The sequence below is a fragment of the Rhodococcus sp. B10 genome, from assembly GCF_011770055.1.
GTDB classification, from domain to species: Bacteria; Actinomycetota; Actinomycetes; order Mycobacteriales; family Mycobacteriaceae; genus Rhodococcoides; species Rhodococcoides kyotonensis_B.
Genome location: NZ_JAAFYV010000031.1, coordinates 55,695 through 71,948, shown reverse-complemented (window position 1 = coordinate 71,948; position 16,254 = coordinate 55,695). Strand labels below are relative to the sequence as shown.

Below are 16,254 nucleotides of genomic sequence, written 5' to 3'. Positions count from 1 at the left end.
CGATGACGGTGCGGGCATCGTCCAGATTGGCCAGTGCCAGTTGTCCGGTGACCTCGCCGGTAGCGGGGTTGGTGACCGGTGCGGTGTTACCGGAGGTGCCGGCGAATTCCTTGTTGTCCAGCCAGTGGCTGATCACGTTGCTCATATCCGTCCTTACTTCTTGAACTTTGCGATGTACTCGTTCATCGTCTTCAGCTGGTAGCGAGACACTTCGTGCGCGTTCTCGTTCTCTCCGAAGACGCTCGACACCATCACGGTGTCGTCCTTGTCGTAGAAGCCCAATTCGCCCAGGCCGCCGAAGAATTCGTTCCAGTTGACGTCGCCGTCACCGATCTTCAGGTGCTGGTGGACGCGTACTGCGTTTCCGGGCGGGTTGGTGATGTAGCGCAGGCCGTGCGAACGGTGGTGGTCCATCGTGTCGGCGACGTGCACCAGGCGCACGAGATCGCCTGCGGTGCGCAGGATTCCGGGCAGGTCTCCGCCCATGTGGAACTGGTGGCACGCGACGACGACCATGCCGAAGTTCTTCGAATTGATGCCCCGGATGACGCGAATGGCCGCCTGGCCGTCCTCGACGAAATCGTCCGGGTGCGGATCGATTCGGACGTCGATGCCTTCACGCTCGACGATCGGAACGAGTTCTTCCATCGAACGGTAGAAGGCGCGCTCGGACTCTTCGGCCTTCTCCGGGCGTCCGCTGAACTCGGTGTTCATGACGTTCACGCCGAGGTCGACGGTGATCTGGATGGCACGCTTCCAGTACCGTACGGCTGCTTCGCGGGCGTCCTCGTCCGGGCCGGACCAGCGCAGCACGGGCAGCACCGAGGCGATGCCGACGCCGGCGTCCTTGCAGGCCTTCTTGAACTTGGCGACCAGGTCGTCGTCGGCCTTCGGGTGGTTGAAGAACGGGATCATGTCCACGTGCGGCGTGAGCTGCAGGTACTCGTAGCCGAGGTCGGCCACGACACGAGGCAGCTCCAGTAGCGAGAAATCGTGGTGGAACGGGGTGGGATCGAGTGCGATCTTCATCGTGTGGAGATTCCTGTCAGTTTCCGGACGGACGGAGGAAGGGGCGCTGGATCTTCTTCCACTTCTCGTAGGTGGCGTACGCGGTCTGCGTCGACTCGAGCGTGGAGGTCGCGCTGACCGGGACGTCCCACCACGACTCGGAGTCCGGAGCCGCGATCAGCGGGTCGGTCTCGACGTGGATGACGGTGGACGTCTCGCTCGCCTTGGCGGCCTTGACCGCGTCGGTGAACTCGGAGCCGTTGTTCACGCGGACGACCTCGACGCCGAGGCTGGCTGCGTTGGCAGCGAGATCCACAGGCAGCTTGTCTCCCTGCAGGCGGCCGTTCTCCGCGCGGTAGCGGTAGTCGGTGCCGAAGCGCTGCGAGCCAAGGGATTCCGACAGCGAACCGATGGATGCGAATCCGTGGTTCTGCACGAGGATCATGATGATCTTGACGCCCTCCTGCACGGCGGTGACCAGTTCGGTCGCCATCATGAGGTAGGAGCCGTCGCCGACCATGATGAACACGTCGCGATCGGGCTCGGCCATCTTGGCGCCGATGCCGCCGGCAACCTCGTATCCCATGCAGGAGAAGCCGTACTCGACGTGATAACCCTTGGAATCGCGTGTGCGCCACAGCTTGTGGAGGTCACCGGGCATCGATCCTGCAGCGCAGACCACGACGTCGCGAGGATCGGACAGCGTGTTGGCCAGACCGATCACCTGGTTCTGGTTCAGTGGTGCCGACGGGTCTTCGATCTTGTAGACCGACGCCACCGTGTCGTCCCACTCCTGTGCGAGTTCGCTTGTACGCGTGCGGTATTCGGACGGAACAGTGTAGTCGCCCAATTCGACCGCAAGAGCCTCCAGCGCTTCGCGAGCGTCGGACACGACCGAGATGCCGCCCTGCTTCACCGAGTCGATCGACGCGACGTTGATGTTGACGAAGCGAACGTCGGGGTTGTTGAACGCGGTGCGCGACGCGGACGTGAAGTCGCTGTAGCGCGTGCCGATTCCGATGATGACGTCGGCTTCGGTGGCGAGGGCGTTGGCCGACGTCGTACCGGTCGAGCCGAGAGCGCCGACGGACTGCGGGTGGTCGTACTTCAGCGAACCCTTGCCCGCCTGGCTCTGGCCGACCGGGATCCCGGTCTTCTCGCAGAACGACGCCAGCGCGTCGGTCGCGCCGGAGTAGATGACGCCACCGCCTGCGACGATCATCGGCTTCTTCGCCGTACGGATGACCTCGGCGGCACGGGCGATGACGGACTTCTCCGGCAGCGGGCGTGCGACGTGCCAGGTACGCGGTGCGAACAGCGACTCGGGCCAGTCGAACGCCTCGGCCTGAACGTCCTGCGGGATGGCGACGGTGGCCGCGCCGGTCTCGACCGGATCGGTCAACACACGCATCGCACCGAGCAGAGCGCCGGGCAGCTGCTCGGGACGCCACACGCGGTCGAAGTAGCGCGAGAGCGGCTTGAACGAATCGTTGACCGTGACGTCGCCGCTGGACGGAAGTTCGAGCTCCTGCAGCACGGGTGCGCTCGCACGGGTGGCGAACGTGTCGGCGGGAAGCAGCAGCACGGGCAGGCGGTTGATCGTCGCCAGCGCGGCGCCGGTCAGCATGTTCGTGGAGCCGGGGCCGACGGAGGCCGTGACGGCCCACGTCTGCAGGCGGTCCTTCTGGCGTGCGTAGGCGACGGCGCTGTGCACCATGGCCTGCTCGTTGCGCCCGAGGACGTAAGGCAGTTCGGGGTCGGTGCCTGCTTCGACGGCGTCGATCTCGGCCTGCAGCAGCGCCTGGCCGAGGCCGGCGACGTTGCCGTGTCCGAAGATGCCGAACGCGCCGGCGAAGAACTTGGTGCGAACGCCGTCACGCTCCACGTACTGGTTCGCCAGGAACTTGACGGTCGCCTGGGACACCGTGAGACGAACTGTGCCCTCGGTGTTTTCGGTCTTGCTCGCCGAGATCGGCGCGGTGGACACCACGATCATGCTCCTTCGGATGCGGTGTTGGTGGAAGAGCTGTGGAGGGGCAGGCGCGGATCGACGGCCTGGTCTGCCCAGGTGCCGCGGATCCAGGTGTGCTCGGGATCGTCGACGATGTTCCAGGCCCGTTCCTTGCCCGGTCCGGCCATGACGTTCAGGTAGTACATGTGGTACCCCGGGGCTGCGACGGACGGGCCGTGGTAGCCGTGCGGCACCAGCACGACGTCACCGGTGCGGACCTCTTCGAGCACCTCGATCGGACGCTGCGGTGTGCCGTAGACGCGGTGGTAACCAAATCCGTTGCTCTGGTCAGGTCCCGGCGCGATCTCGAAGTAGTAGATCTCCTCGAGAGCGGACTCGTGCTCGGTGTTCTCGTCGTGCTTGTGGCCGGGGTACGACGACCAGTTGCCGCCGGGAGTGATCACCTCGCACGCGATGATCGAGTCGGCCTCGAACGTGTCGGCGGTACCGAAGTTGTGGACCTGTCGGCTGCAGTTGCCCGCGCCGCGCAGTTCGACGGAGATGTCGGCTGCCGGAACGTAGCGGAACGGCAGCTTCTTCTCGGCGCGGGCGCCGCAGAGAGCGAACCGTCCGCCGTCGGTGCTGGAGACGGTGTAGGCCGAATCCTTTCCGACGTAAGCGAAGTCGGACGGGCCGTCGAACACCGATGCACGGCCGGCGAGCTCGAACTTCGTGCCGTCACTGGTGACCGTCGCCGAACCCGACAGCGGCACGACCATGATCTCGTCGGGGCCTGACGACAGATCGACGGACTGCCCTGCGGCGAGAGTCAGTGTCCAGAGGCTGGATTCGGTCCACCCCGCGGATTCGGGCGTGACGACGACGTCGAAGCCGTCCTTGGCTCCGTCGCCTGCTGCGATGTAGTACTCGGAGTTCATGTCACCTCACCATGTTCACTGCGGTCGCGACGGCGGCTGCGACGTCGCCGTCCTTGGGGTACAGCAGGGTGCGTCCGACGATCAGACCGCGCACGGCCGGGATCGCGAGCGCGTTCGCCCAGCTGGCGAAGGTCTCTTCCGGAGCGGTCTGCGGGTCGCCGCCGAGAAGAAGCGTCGGGAGCGTCGTGGCGTCCATGACGCGTTCCATCTCGTCGACGACGGGCAGCTTCATCCAGGTGTACGCGGACGTGGATCCGAGGCCCTGGGTGATGTGAATGGACTTGATGACGGCGTCGGTGCTCAGGTCGTTCTTGACGCGTCCGTCGACACGGCGTGACAGGAACGGCTCGACCATGGCGATGAGCTGACGCTCGGCGAGTTCGTCGATGGCCTGGGCGCAGGCGGTCATCGTGGACAGCGTGCCCGGGTCGTCGAGTGCGATGCGGGTCAGCATCTTCGCGCCGTTCATACGCGCCTTGGCCGTGGCGGCTGCGGTCGCTGCGGTCATGCGGTCGTCGAGCTCGAACGACGCGCCTGCGAGGCCGCCGCGGTTCATCGACGAGAACACGACCTTGTCCTCGAGAGCGCCGAGGAGCACGAGGTCGTCGAGGATCTCGGGGGAGGCGAGGACGCCGTCGACGCCGGGGTTCGCGAGTGCGGTGCGCAGCCGGTCGAGCAGCTCGGTGCGGCTGTTCATCGCCGTCATGTTCGAGCCGACGGACAGCGCGCCACGGGCAGGGTGGTCGGCGGCGACGATCATGAGCCGGCCGTTGCCTCGAATGGTCTCACGCGTCGTACGCGTCGCCCAGGCACGCTCGATGGCCTGCGGATCGCTTGCGCGGATCGCGGTGACCTCGGCGTAGCTGGATGCAGCGGGTGCGGGGGTCAAGGTGGTCTCAGACATTCACGGACTCCGTAGCAGCCTTGTCGGCGAGTTCGGCGACCTCGGTCGCGGTGGGCATGGCGGTGGAGCACTCCAGGCGCGAAGCGACGATGGCGCCTGCCGCGTTGCCGTAACGGAGAATCTTCTCGAGCGGCCACTCGGCGAGCAGGCCGTTGCACAGCGATCCGCCGAAGCTGTCGCCTGCACCGAGGCCGTTGACGACGTCGACGAAGTTCGGCGGCACGGTGACGGTCTCGTTCTTGGTCTTGCCCATGACGCCCTTCGGGCCCATCTTGACGATGGCGAGTTCGACGCCCAGGTCCAGCAATGCGTCGGCAGCCTTGTTCGGATCGGTTTCGCCGACGGCGACCTCGCACTCCTCCTTGTTGCCGACGGCGACGGTGACGTGCTGGAGCGCCTTCTGGACCTGCTCGGTCGCAGCGGCGGTCGTCTCCCAGAACATCGGACGGTAGTCGAGGTCGAGGACGGTCAGCGGTGCGCGGCCACGAGCTTCCCACGCGGTGAAATGCGCACTGCGGCTCGGCTCTTCGGACAGGCCGGTGACGGTAGACCAGTACAGCCGTGCGTTCTTGACGGCGTCGACGTCGATGTTCTCCGGACGGATCTGCAGGTCCGGTGCCGACGGCTTGCGGTAGAAGTACAGCGGGAAATCGTCGGGCGGGAAGATCTCGCAGAAGGTGACCGGGGTGGCGAACTGCGAGTCCGTGACGACGAAGCGGTTGTCGACGCCCAAGCGAGCCAGTTCGCCTGCGACGTAACGCCCGAAGGGATCGTTGCCGACGCCCGAGATCAGTGCCGACTTCCGTCCGAGGCGTGCCGCGGCGACGGTGACGTTCGCCGCGCTTCCTCCGAGGAACTTGCCGAAGGACTCGACGTCCTCCAGACCGACACCGGTCTGCAGTGGGTAGATGTCGACGCCGCTGCGCCCGATGGCGAGGACGTCGAAGGCCGTGGTCGTGGCATCGGCTGAGGTGCTCAAGTTCGACTCCAAAGGTGTTTGGGGACTGACGGTCGAGAGGTTCTGAGGCAGGGGCTGTCGCCTACTACTGTGCTGCAGGCCACATGTCCATGTCAAGACTTTGTCCTGACATTCTTACTTCCAGTCATGCTGATGTTAGTGTTCGCCTACACTTCCGATCAAGCCGGGCTGTAGATTTACCGCCCCCGAGGAGATACGGAGCCGGACAGTGACTGCTTCCAATGCGTCGACGTCGGATGCGCCCACGAGCGGCGCGAGTTCGACGGTGGCCACACCGCTGTCGGTCGAGCTCGATCGAGGCAGCCCGGTTCCTCTGTACTTCCAGTTGGCGCAGGCGATCGAGTCGGCCATTCTCGGCGGGCAGTTGGCCCCGGGAGATCGGTTCGAGAACGAACTGGCACTTGCCAAACGACTGAATCTGTCACGTCCGACCACGCGTCGTGCAATTCAGGAACTCGTCGACAAGGGACTGCTGGTCCGTAAGCGCGGTGTCGGCACTCAGGTCGTCCAGAGTCCGGTGCATCGACCCGTCGAGCTCACCAGTCTCTTCGACGACCTCGCGCGCGCCGGGCAGAGCCCGTCGACCAAATTGCTCGACTACCACGTCGGGACGCCGTCGGAAGAGGTCGCACGCGAACTCAACATCTCCGCCGACACCGAGATCGTCACCATCCGCAGGCTTCGCAGCACCAATGGAGAACCGTTGGCGCTGATGGCGAATCACCTGCCGTCGTCGATCGCGCCCGATCCCGACGAGCTCGAACATCACGGCCTCTATCAGTCGCTGCGGACGAGGGGCGTGCACATCCGCCTCGCACGCCAGCGGATCGGAGCCAAGGCCGCCGACCGCGACGAGGCGCTGCTGCTCGACGAGAAGTACAAGGCCCCGCTGCTCACGATGCACCGCACGGCGTTCGACGACTCGGGGAGCGTCGTCGAATTCGGCTCGCACGCCTACCGTGCGTCGCGGTACTACTTCGACACGACGGTCGTCGATCGCTGATCCTTGCCGCATTCTTCGGCATCGATGGTCCGTGGCATCCGACAGACAGTTGCCGTGGACCAACGATGCGCGGGAGTCATGGCCCCGGAGTCAGGGCCCGGGAGTCATGGCGCCGGCGGGGCCGTCGACCCGCGCACCTGAATCGCGGGTGGCACCAACGTCAGCGAGCCGGGGCGATCCGGGTCGGCGATGCGATCGACGAGCGCCGTCGCGGCTCGCTCGCCGACTTCGATCGTCGCGTTCTCGACGCTTGTCAGCCGGACGTGGCGTAGCTGAGCGATGGACGTGTTGTCGTAGCCGACGATCGACACCTGCTGCGGAATCGACAGTCCGCGTTCCTGGCAGGCGGTCATTGCGCCGATCGCGACGATGTCGTTGACGGCGAAGATCGCGGTGGGACGCGTCCGTCCGTCGAGGATGCGCGAGCAGGCCGCGTGGCCTGCGTCCTCGGTCATGCCGCCGGGCTCGACGCGAATGTGCCGCTTCAGGCCGTGCGAGACCATGGCGTCGTGATAGCTCTGCGCTCTGATGTCGGCGACGGCCCCGGTTCCTGCGATGTGGGTGATGCGTCGATGTCCCTGTGCGACAAGGTGTTCGACGGCCAAGCGGGTGCCGAGTTCGTCGTCGTTGGCGACGACGTCCACGCCCGGGAAGTCGAGGTCGCGGCTGGCGACGACGACCGTCGGAATCAGCGCTGCTGCTTCGGCGATGGCAGGCGTCGGCCGTCGGGTGCCGACGAGAGCCAGACCGTCGAGGCGGAGGTCCATGAAGCTGCGGACGAACGATTCGTCGGAACTGCGATCGAGACGACCGTCGGCGAGGAACATCTTCAGATCATGTTGCTGCAGAATCGAAGTCATGCCCTCGAGGCAGTCGACGAACCATGGGTTGCGTAGGTCGTTGAGGAGAACTCCGACAATGTGTGTGCGATTCTGCGTCAGGCTGCGCGCGCTGAGATTGGGGCGGTAGCCGAGTTCGCGGATCGCGTCCTCGACAGCCGCGCGCTTCTCCTCGCTCACCGAGCTGGATCCGCGGAGAACAAGGGAGACAAGCGATTTGGATACACCGGCGTGCGCTGCGACGGTACGAATGGTCGGCTGCGCCACGTTCGTGTCCCTTCTCGGCGGTGTCTTCGTCAGACGCTAGCAGGGTCGGTGTTGACACGTCGGCGTCGTGTGGCGCAGACTCTAGTACAGATTGGACCGGTCCAAAACCGTGTTCGGATCCCGGACGTTCAGTATTCGTGAGGAGACAGATCCAGTGAGTTCATCGCAGAACATCCGTGTGGGTGTCGCCGGCTTCGGCTGGATGGGCCGCGTGCACACGCAGGCCTACGCGCGCATCCGCCACCACTATCCCGAACTCGCGCTGACTCCGGTGCTCGCGTCGGTCGCCGACGAGGTGCCCGGCCGCGCCGACGACGCTGCCGCGCAGTTCGGCTTCGAGACGTCGACCACCGATTGGCACGACATCGAGAAGGACTCGTCCATCGGCGCAGTGTCGATCACCGCCCCGAACTTCCTGCACCGCACCATCGGTACCGCGATGGTCGAGGCAGGCAAGCACATCTGGATCGAGAAGCCGGTCGGCCTGTCCGAGGACGACGCCCGCGCTGTCGCCGTCGCCGCGGACAAGGCAGGTGTGCAGACCGCAGTCGGCTTCAACTACCGCAACGCCCCGGCCGTCGAAGAGGCGAAGGCACTGATCGAGGCCGGCGAGATCGGTACCGTCACCCACGCTCGCTTCCGCTTCTTCAGCGACTACGCGGCGCACCCGGACGGCGCGCTCAGCTGGCGCTTCGAGCGGGCACGCGGCGGCAACGGTGTGCTGGGCGATCTCGCGTCGCACGGCGCCGACCTGCTCTGGTACCTGTTGGGAGACATCGACTCTCTCGTCGCCGACACCGCGATCTTCGTGCCGCAGCGTGCGAAGCCGACGGGCGCGACCAGCGGTCATGCCCTCGCGACCGGTGGCGAGCTCGGACCGGTGGAGAACGAGGACTACGTCAGCAGCCAGGTGCGTCTGGCATCGGGTGCGCGCGCGACGCTCGAGGCGAGCCGCGTGTCGGTAGGGGAGCAGAACGCGTACGGCTTCGAGATCCACGGCACCAAGGGTGCTGTCTTCTGGGACTTCCGACGCCTCGGCGAACTGGGCCTCTGCGTGGGTGACCGGTACCAGGATCAGCCGGTGTCGACGATCTTCGTCGGCCCGAAGCAGGGTGAATACGGCGCGTTCCAGCCGGGATCCGCGTCGTCCATGGGCTACGACGATCTGAAGGTCGTCGAAGCCAAGCGATTCCTGCAGTCCATCGCCGACGGCAAGCCGGTCGGCGCGACGATCTGGGATGCGGTGCGCAGCGCGCAGGTGCTCGACGCGATGACGCGCTCGGTCGAGTCGGGGAGCTGGGTGAAGCCGGGCGCCTGAGCGGGCGACCCGAGATCCCCCGTACGCACATGCGCACGGGGGAGCCGAACCTCAGCGGGGCGACATTCCGGCGGCGCGGTACGCGTCGTCGATCATCGCCATGTTGTCGACGGCGTCGTCGAGCCCGATCGGCAGGGGTGTCCCGTTCTGCAGGTGATCCGCGAACGCCTCCAACTGATACGTGTACGACGACCGCGTGCCGAGATGCTCGACGCGGGTGTCGGATCCGACCGTGACGGTGACCCGGTCGTCCTTGTTGGGCTTGATGTAATCGTGCGCGAACGCCTCGCCTTTCGACCCGATGACACGGAGCGTGAACAGGTGGTCCTCGTCGATCATCGAGTTGCGGGACACAGCTGTTGCGCCGCTGGGGAATTCGAGTTCGACATCGATCGATTCGTCGACGCCCGGGAATCGTTCGACGGCCTTGGCTGCGCCGATGGTCGGTGCGCCGCCCGCGAATCGGCCGAAGGCCCGCAGCGCATGCAGGGCGTAGCACCCCAGATCCATCATCACGCCGCCTGCGAGGTCGAGCGACCATCGTAGGTCGCCCGGCTCCGGTGCGGGCATGCGCATGACGACGTCGATATGGCGGAGGTCGCCCAGTGTGCCGTCCTCGACCACCTGCAGCAGTCGCTGCGTCACCGGATGGAACAGGTAGTGAAAGCCTTCCATCACAACGACATTCGCTTCTCGGGCGGCTTCCGCGACGGCGAACGCCTCCGCGCGATCGCGCGCGAAGGGCTTCTCCGTCAGCACATGTTTGCCCGCCTCGACCGCCGCGAGGTTCCACGGCGCGTGGAGGGAGTTCGCGAGCGGGTTGTAGACCACGTCCACTTCGGGATCGTCGATGACGGCCTGGTAGGAGTCGAGAACCCGCTTCACACCGTACTTCTCGGCGAACACCTCGGCACGCGTCCTGTCGCGTGCAGCGCACGCGACAAGACGGTGTCCGAGAGTGTTCGCCGGTTCGACGATCGCTTCTTCGGCTATGCGAGACGCGCCGAGGACGCCGATCCTTAGTTGATTCACGCCGACGAGGCTACCCGGGCTTCCACGACGCTTCTGAGGTAGGAGACGCTGGAAATGACGTCGGACACAGGTCCGGCGCCTGCGGGCTCCTCGGCGAGGATGGTGTCCTGCTCGAGCACGAACCAACCGTCGAAGCCCGCGTCGAGCAGCTCGTTCACCACGCGCGCGATGTTCACGTCGCCGGTCCCGAGCGGGGTGTACATGCCCTGCGCGACGGCCTCGGTGTAGGTGAGTTCGCCGGCTTGTACGCGCGCGGCGAGGGCGGCGTCGACATCCTTCAGGTGCGCGTGCGTGATGCGCGACGCGTGTGCCTCCACCAGGTCCAGCGGATCGGTGCCGCCGATGAGGAGGTGTCCTGTGTCGAGGCACAGCGGGATGGTCGAGCCGTTCAGGACGCGGTACACCTCGTCGCGCTTCTCGATCATCGTGCCGACGTGCGGGTGCAGCACGGCGCGGATGCCGCGTTCGGCCGCAGCTTCCTGCAGACGATCGAGGTTGCGCAGCAACGTGTCCCATTGTGCGTCGTCGAGTTCGGGACGCGAGTCGTAGCCGTCTGCGCCGGTCGCCGCGGCGAGGACGAGGACCTCGGCCCGGGAGGCGATGAACGCGTCGAGAAGCGGTGCGATGCCGGGAACGGGATCGTGATGCGCGTGGTGCAGCAGCACCGGTGCGAATCCGCCGACGGACTTCAGGCTGTACTTGTCCAGCGTGGCGGCGAGCTCGTTCGGATCGGCGGGCAGAAAGCCCTCGGGGCCGACCTCGGTGGCGGTGAGCCCGGCGTCGCGCATCTCCGTCAGGACGCGGTCGGAGTCGATCTGGTAACCCCAGCCGGGGACCTCGCAGACACCCCAGGAAATGGGTGCGCCTGCAATGCGGATGTCAGCGGAAGTGGTCACAGTCGTACCTCGTCGATTCGCACCGGGCGGTGCTGTTGCAGGGACAGGGTCGCGGCCTCGGCGATGTAGGCCACTTCGAGCGCATCGCTTGCGGTGCAGGGAGATTCGATGCGGCCGGCCGCCATGTCGACGAACGCGCCGAGTTCGACCTGGTACGCCGACGTGAAGCGGTCCATGAAGAAGCTGTGCGGCGTACCGTTCGGGAACGTCGCTGCCGCTTCGAGATTGCGTACGGGGACCTGCTCATCCCAGCCCGCGACGACGGCGTCGGCCGAGCCGTGGACCTCGAGGCGGCAGTCGTAACCGCGTGCGTTGTAGCGCGTGTTCGACACGACGCCGATGGTGCCGTTCTCGAACGTGAGCGTCGCCGTGGCGGTGTCGACGTCGCCGTACTCGGTGAACGCCGGATCGCCCTGGTTGGAGCCTGCCGCGTAGACCTCGGCGACCTCGTGACCGACGATCCACCGCACGATGTCGAAGTCGTGGACGCTGCAGTCGCGGAAGATCCCACCGGACACGGCGACGTAGTCGAGCGGCGGGGGAGCAGGGTCGAGCGTCGTCGAACGCACGGTGTGCAACCAGCCGAGTTCACCGGCGTCGACGGCGGTCTTCGCCGCGGCGAATGCGGGTGCGAATCGGCGGTTGTATCCGATCTGGACCTGGACGTCGCTCGACTCGATGGCCTGGACGACGGCGAGGCTCTCGCCGGGTGTCGCCGCGAGCGGCTTCTCGCAGAAGACGGGGATTCCCGCGTCGACGCAGGCGAGCACCAGCGACGCGTGTGCGGGCGTCGCGGCTGCGACGACGACACCGTCGACGCCGGATTTCAGAAGCGCGTCCGCGCTGTCGACGGCCTTGGCGTCGAACTTCGCGGCGACGGATTCGGTGACGGCGGGTCGCTCGTCGGTGACGACGAGGCCGTCGACACCTGCCAACGTGCTCAGTGTTTCGGTATGGAATGCGCCGATGCGGCCGAGGCCGACGACGCCGATGGTAACGCCCATCAGTGTGGTCCTCACAAGGGAAAGAAGAAATTCGGGTACACCGAGTCTGACGGCGTCCTGCCGTACTATCAACCGGCAGACACCATCAAAAACGCCTCAGGAGGGCGCCCGTGGCGCATCGGTACAAGGTTCGCGAGATCGCGCAGCAGTCCGGTCTGAGCGAGGCGACCGTCGACCGTGTACTCCACGACCGTCCCGGCGTGCGCGCGAACACGAGAGCCGAAGTGCAGCAAGCGATTTCGGATCTGGACAAGCAGCGTTCGCAACTGCGACTGAACGGCCGAAAATTCCTGTTCGACGTCGTCATGCAGACCCCGGCGCGATTCTCGGCCGAGTTCCGTGCGGCGCTCGAGGCGGAACTCCCGATGCTCGCGCCCGCGGCCGTGCGATGCAGGTTTCACTTCAGGGAGACCGAGTCGGTGGCGGCGATGGTCGACACGCTGGGAAAGTTCACGGCCAGGGGATCACACGGTGTCATCGTCAAAGCGCCCGACGATCCGGACGTCGTCGCGGCGATCGACCGTCTCGTCGACCTCGGCATTCCGGTGGTCACCTACGTGACGGACGTGCCGGCGAGCAAGCGTCTCGACTACGTCGGAATCGACAACCGTGCAGCCGGGGCGACGGCAGCATATCTCGTGGACAGTTGGCTCGGGGACTCCGACGCGTCGGTGTTGATCATCTTGACCAGCAACATCTTTCGCAACGAGGGGGAGCGCGAGATAGGGTTCCGCAGCACGTTGCGCTCGCTCGGAGGCGAACAGGGCGACCCCAATCGGCGTCGCGTCGTCGAGATCACCGACAGCGAGGGGCTCGACGAGACCGTCGAGAAGCTCGTCGGCGCTGCGTTGTCGGCGCATCCGGACATCGAGGCGGTCTACTCGATCGGCGGCGGGAACACCGGTGCCGTGCGCGCTTTCGAACGTGCGGGTCGTCGCTGCCGGGTGTTCGTCGCGCACGACCTCGACAGCGACAATCGGCCGCTGTTGCGGTCGGGTGCGTTGTCGGCCGTACTCCACCACGACCTCAGGGCCGATGCGCGGCGGGCGTGTCGGCTGTTGATGCAGGCGGGCGGCGGGCTCGACGGCATGGTCGACGAGCGGTCGCAGATCCATGTCGTGACCAGGTTCAATACGCCGGCGTGAACAACCACGTGCACGGAAATGCACAGAGGGCCATGTATTTCCGCGCACGTGCAGGTGCGCGCTAGCGCTGGAACGGCCCGCCTGTGATGCCGAGCTGCTCGCGGATGCTGTCGACGATCGCCAGCGTCTCGACGGCGTCGGAGATCGTGTGGACCTTCGACTCGAGCCGACCCTCGGAGATCGCACGGGCGGCGTCGACGGCAGCGAAGTGCAGACCGTCGACCTGTAGGCCCTTGTCCTCGCGGTAGACGATCGTCTCGCCACCGCGGATCGCGAGGGTGAACGAACCGGGCATGAAGAACGGGCCGTGGACGGTCAGCGTCGCGTCGCGACCACAGATCACGGCGACGGTCGGGGTGTCGCTCAGAATCGTCGTGTTCATGACGGCGTGGTTGCCGTCGCCGTCGGTCAGAATCGCGGACACCTGACCGTTCAGTTCGTCGTTGGCGGGCTGCCCGACGGCGGTGACCGACGTGGGCGCGCCGAGAACGAAGTGAATGAACGACGCGTCGTACGTGCCCAGGTCGAGCAGTGGTCCGCCGGCGAGCGAGGGGTCGTAGATGCGGTGGTCCGTCGTGAAGTGCTCACCGTGGTCGACGAGGACCGTGCGAACCGGGCCGAGCACGCCGCTCTCGAGGATCTGTGCGATCACGTCGAACTTGGGGAGGAACTTGGTCCACATCGCTTCGCCCGCGAACACGCCTGCGTCGGCGGCTGCGGCGCCGATCTCGGCTGCGCGGGCGGCGTCGACCGCCAGTGGCTTCTCGACGAGGACGTGCTTACCTGCGGCGATGGCAGCGAGCGCGCACGCGTGATGTTCGGTGTGCGGAGTTGCGACGTAGACGATGTCGACCTCGGGATCGGTTAGCAACGCGTCGTAGCTGCCGTGCGCGCGGGGAAGAGAGTGCTGCGCGGCGAACTCGTCCGCCCGTCCCTGATTGCGGGAGGCTACGGCGACCACCTGCTGCGTCGAGTACTTCTTCAGCGATTCGACGAACCGGTGAGCGATCCATCCTGGACCGAGGATTCCCCAGCGGAGGGAGGGTGCGTCCATCGGATCGGGGACGCGTGACCGTGGAATCGTCATCTGCAGTGCCTGTTCTCGAGAAAAGCTTCTTTGTTAGGACATTCGGATGTCATACTCAGGGCATGACTGTACGCGTTGGAATCGTCGGTGTCGGCGTTATGGGTGCCGACCATGCTCGCAAGATCAACGGCCAGATCTCGGGTGCGGAGGTGACGGTCGTCGCCGATTTCGACGCGGACCGCGCCAAGGCCGTCGCGGCGGAGATGCGCGACGCGACCGTTGCATCCGACGGCTTCGAGCTCATTTCCAGCGATGCCGTGGACGCGATCGTCGTCGCATCGCACGACTCCACGCACGCCGAGCTCGTCCACGCTGCCCTCGCCGCGAACAAGCCTGTGCTGTGCGAGAAGCCGCTGGCCCCCACCGCGCCGGAGTGCCGCGAGATCATCGCCGCACAGGGCGATCGGAACCTCATCTCGGTGGGCTTCATGCGCCGCTTCGACCCCGCGTACAACGAACTCAAGCGCGCGTCGACGCCCGAGCGCATCGGCGAGACGCTCGTCGCGCACTGCATCAGCCGCAACGTCGTTGCCGGGCCCGGTGATTCGGCCGCGACGATCACCAACTCCGCGATCCACGAACTCGACTGCATGCCGTGGCTGCTCGGATCGCCGATCACCGAGGTGAGCTGGCACGCGGGCCGTACGTCGAGGCACTCGGGGGTTCGTCAGGACCCGCAGATCATGTTGCTGCGCACCGAGTCCAACGTCCTGATGACGCTCGAACTGTTCGTGAACGCACGCTACGGCTACGACACGCGCTGCGAGATCGTCGGCGAAGAAGGCATCGCGCAGTTCGCGATTCCGGCGCACGTCATCGTCGACAGCGAATTGAAGCGGTCCATCGAGTACCCGCTCGATTGGGTTCCGCGCTACGCCGAGGCGTACCGCTACGAACTGCAGGAATGGGTCGACGCGATCTCCGAGGGTCGCCCGTCGACGCTGGCCACCGCCGAGGACGGCCTTCGGGCAGGTGTGGTCGCCGACGCGTTGGTGGTATCGATGAACTCGGGTGGCCGTACGGTCACCGTCGACTACTGATCGAAAGAGGTCTCATGACACCGACATTCACCCTCGCCGACGGAACACCCCTCCCTGCAGTAGGTCTCGGCACCGTCAAGGCCCACGGGGAGGACATGACGGCTACCGTCGGGTCCGCGTTGGACGCCGGTTACCGTCTGATCGACACGGCGCTCAGGTACGAGACCGAGGGTGGTGTCGGTGATGCCGTGCGCGCGTCGAGCGTCTCACGCGACGACATCCTCGTGACGACGAAGATCCCAGGCCGGCACCACGGATACGACGAGGCGAAGGAGTCGGTGAGACTCTCTCTGGCCAACCTGGGGCTCGAACAGATCGATCTTCTGCTGATCCACTGGCCGCTGCCGAAGGTCGACAAGTACGTCGACACGTGGCGGTCCATGATCGACATGCAGAAGGACGGACTGGTCAAGTCGATCGGCGTATCCAACTTCACCGAGGCCCACCTGGACCGGATCGCGCAGGAGACCGGAGTGCTGCCCGTCGTCAACCAGGTCGAACTGCATCCGTACTTCCCGCAGGCCGACCTGCGGGCTTACCACGCCGAGCACGGCATCGTCACCGAGAGTTGGAGTCCGCTCGGTCGTGGATCGGAGCTGCTGAAACTGGCACCCATCGCGGATGCTGCTGCAGCGCACGACGTCTCGGCCGGACAGGTGGTGCTGCGCTGGCATCATCAGCTCGGTGCAGTACCGCTGCCCAAGTCGTCGAACCCGGATCGTCAGCGTCAGAACCTCGACATCTTCGGATTCGAGCTGACCGACGCCGAGGTCTCGGCCATCTCCTCGCTCGAACGCGGCCGGATCTGGGATCAGGACCCCGACACGTACGAGGAGTTCTGAA

At 65.9% G+C, this 16,254-nt stretch carries 15 protein-coding genes; 5 read left to right on the top strand and 10 right to left on the bottom strand.

Annotated elements, in window-relative coordinates:
• Positions 1-153: 153 nt before the first annotated feature.
• The 5 genes from RhoFasB10_RS19535 to iolC are packed head-to-tail and all read right to left on the bottom strand — an operon-like array spanning position 154 to position 5,780.
• A complete protein-coding gene (locus tag RhoFasB10_RS19535; RefSeq protein ID WP_068428317.1) occupies positions 154-1,029 on the bottom strand; it encodes a sugar phosphate isomerase/epimerase in 876 nt (291 codons plus the stop codon).
• 16 nt (positions 1,030-1,045) lie between these two features.
• The gene (gene iolD, locus RhoFasB10_RS19530) at positions 1,046-2,998 is read right to left on the bottom strand and encodes a 3D-(3,5/4)-trihydroxycyclohexane-1,2-dione acylhydrolase (decyclizing) (RefSeq protein ID WP_068429097.1); all 1,953 of its coding nucleotides are present in this window, start codon (positions 2,996-2,998) and stop codon (positions 1,046-1,048) included.
• 2 nt (positions 2,999-3,000) lie between these two features.
• Positions 3,001-3,897, bottom strand: coding sequence for a 5-deoxy-glucuronate isomerase (iolB, locus tag RhoFasB10_RS19525; RefSeq protein WP_068428315.1), 897 nt, complete (start codon positions 3,895-3,897; stop codon positions 3,001-3,003).
• A gap of 1 nt (position 3,898) precedes the next feature.
• The gene (locus RhoFasB10_RS19520; RefSeq protein WP_167678089.1) at positions 3,899-4,801 is read right to left on the bottom strand and encodes an aldolase; all 903 of its coding nucleotides are present in this window, start codon (positions 4,799-4,801) and stop codon (positions 3,899-3,901) included.
• The gene (gene iolC / locus RhoFasB10_RS19515) at positions 4,794-5,780 is read right to left on the bottom strand and encodes a 5-dehydro-2-deoxygluconokinase (protein WP_068429094.1); all 987 of its coding nucleotides are present in this window, start codon (positions 5,778-5,780) and stop codon (positions 4,794-4,796) included. The genes RhoFasB10_RS19520 and iolC overlap by 8 nt, the downstream gene beginning before the upstream one ends.
• Before the next feature lie 265 nt (positions 5,781-6,045).
• On the opposite strand from iolC, the gene RhoFasB10_RS19510 reads away from it, so the two are divergent.
• Positions 6,046-6,783: a GntR family transcriptional regulator gene (locus tag RhoFasB10_RS19510; protein WP_068428309.1), complete on the top strand. Its 738-nt coding sequence runs from the start codon at positions 6,046-6,048 to the stop codon at positions 6,781-6,783.
• A gap of 104 nt (positions 6,784-6,887) precedes the next feature.
• Here RhoFasB10_RS19510 and RhoFasB10_RS19505 read toward each other — a convergent pair whose 3' ends face one another.
• Entirely contained in the window at positions 6,888-7,889 is a 1,002-nt protein-coding gene (locus RhoFasB10_RS19505; protein ID WP_068428308.1) for a LacI family DNA-binding transcriptional regulator, read from the bottom strand.
• A gap of 154 nt (positions 7,890-8,043) precedes the next feature.
• On the opposite strand from RhoFasB10_RS19505, the gene RhoFasB10_RS19500 reads away from it, so the two are divergent.
• Positions 8,044-9,207, top strand: a complete 1,164-nt coding sequence (locus tag RhoFasB10_RS19500) for a Gfo/Idh/MocA family oxidoreductase (RefSeq protein WP_302050738.1) — start codon at positions 8,044-8,046, stop codon at positions 9,205-9,207.
• 51 nt (positions 9,208-9,258) lie between these two features.
• Here the strand turns inward: RhoFasB10_RS19500 and RhoFasB10_RS19495 are convergent, their stop codons facing one another.
• The 3 genes from RhoFasB10_RS19495 to RhoFasB10_RS19485 are packed head-to-tail and all read right to left on the bottom strand — an operon-like array spanning position 9,259 to position 12,139.
• Positions 9,259-10,239, bottom strand: coding sequence for a Gfo/Idh/MocA family oxidoreductase (locus tag RhoFasB10_RS19495; RefSeq protein WP_068428306.1), 981 nt, complete (start codon positions 10,237-10,239; stop codon positions 9,259-9,261).
• On the bottom strand, positions 10,236-11,135 hold the full coding sequence (locus RhoFasB10_RS19490; protein WP_068428305.1) for a sugar phosphate isomerase/epimerase: 900 nt from the start codon (positions 11,133-11,135) through the stop codon (positions 10,236-10,238). Before RhoFasB10_RS19490 ends, RhoFasB10_RS19495 begins: the two co-directional genes overlap by 4 nt.
• The gene (locus RhoFasB10_RS19485) at positions 11,132-12,139 is read right to left on the bottom strand and encodes a Gfo/Idh/MocA family oxidoreductase (protein ID WP_068428304.1); all 1,008 of its coding nucleotides are present in this window, start codon (positions 12,137-12,139) and stop codon (positions 11,132-11,134) included. Before RhoFasB10_RS19485 ends, RhoFasB10_RS19490 begins: the two co-directional genes overlap by 4 nt.
• Positions 12,140-12,249: 110 nt before the next feature.
• Here RhoFasB10_RS19485 and RhoFasB10_RS19480 point away from each other — a divergent pair, with 110 nt between their 5' ends.
• Positions 12,250-13,284, top strand: coding sequence for a LacI family DNA-binding transcriptional regulator (locus RhoFasB10_RS19480; RefSeq protein WP_068428301.1), 1,035 nt, complete (start codon positions 12,250-12,252; stop codon positions 13,282-13,284).
• 61 nt (positions 13,285-13,345) lie between these two features.
• Here the strand turns inward: RhoFasB10_RS19480 and RhoFasB10_RS19475 are convergent, their stop codons facing one another.
• Positions 13,346-14,371, bottom strand: coding sequence for a Gfo/Idh/MocA family oxidoreductase (locus tag RhoFasB10_RS19475; RefSeq protein ID WP_068428295.1), 1,026 nt, complete (start codon positions 14,369-14,371; stop codon positions 13,346-13,348).
• Between the two features lie 62 nt (positions 14,372-14,433).
• Between RhoFasB10_RS19475 and RhoFasB10_RS19470 the strand changes: the two genes are divergently transcribed.
• On the top strand, positions 14,434-15,411 hold the full coding sequence (locus RhoFasB10_RS19470; protein WP_068428292.1) for a Gfo/Idh/MocA family oxidoreductase: 978 nt from the start codon (positions 14,434-14,436) through the stop codon (positions 15,409-15,411).
• Positions 15,412-15,425: 14 nt separating this feature from the next.
• Positions 15,426-16,253 (top strand): aldo/keto reductase, encoded by an 828-nt coding sequence (locus tag RhoFasB10_RS19465; RefSeq protein WP_068428291.1) that lies wholly within the window; start codon positions 15,426-15,428, stop codon positions 16,251-16,253.
• Position 16,254 lies beyond the last annotated feature (1 nt).

What these genes read in the sequence shown, in the direction of transcription:
- RhoFasB10_RS19475 (WP_068428295.1), bottom strand. Translation starts at nt 14,371, where the DNA reads ATGACGATTCCACGGTCACGCGTCCCCGATCCGATGGACGCACCCTCC.
- iolB (WP_068428315.1), bottom strand. Translation starts at nt 3,897, where the DNA reads ATGAACTCCGAGTACTACATCGCAGCAGGCGACGGAGCCAAGGACGGC.
- RhoFasB10_RS19470 (WP_068428292.1), top strand. Translation starts at nt 14,434, where the DNA reads ATGACTGTACGCGTTGGAATCGTCGGTGTCGGCGTTATGGGTGCCGAC.
- RhoFasB10_RS19465 (WP_068428291.1), top strand. Translation starts at nt 15,426, where the DNA reads ATGACACCGACATTCACCCTCGCCGACGGAACACCCCTCCCTGCAGTA.
- RhoFasB10_RS19535 (WP_068428317.1), bottom strand. Translation starts at nt 1,029, where the DNA reads ATGAAGATCGCACTCGATCCCACCCCGTTCCACCACGATTTCTCGCTA.
- RhoFasB10_RS19520 (WP_167678089.1), bottom strand. Translation starts at nt 4,801, where the DNA reads ATGTCTGAGACCACCTTGACCCCCGCACCCGCTGCATCCAGCTACGCC.
- RhoFasB10_RS19485 (WP_068428304.1), bottom strand. Translation starts at nt 12,139, where the DNA reads ATGGGCGTTACCATCGGCGTCGTCGGCCTCGGCCGCATCGGCGCATTC.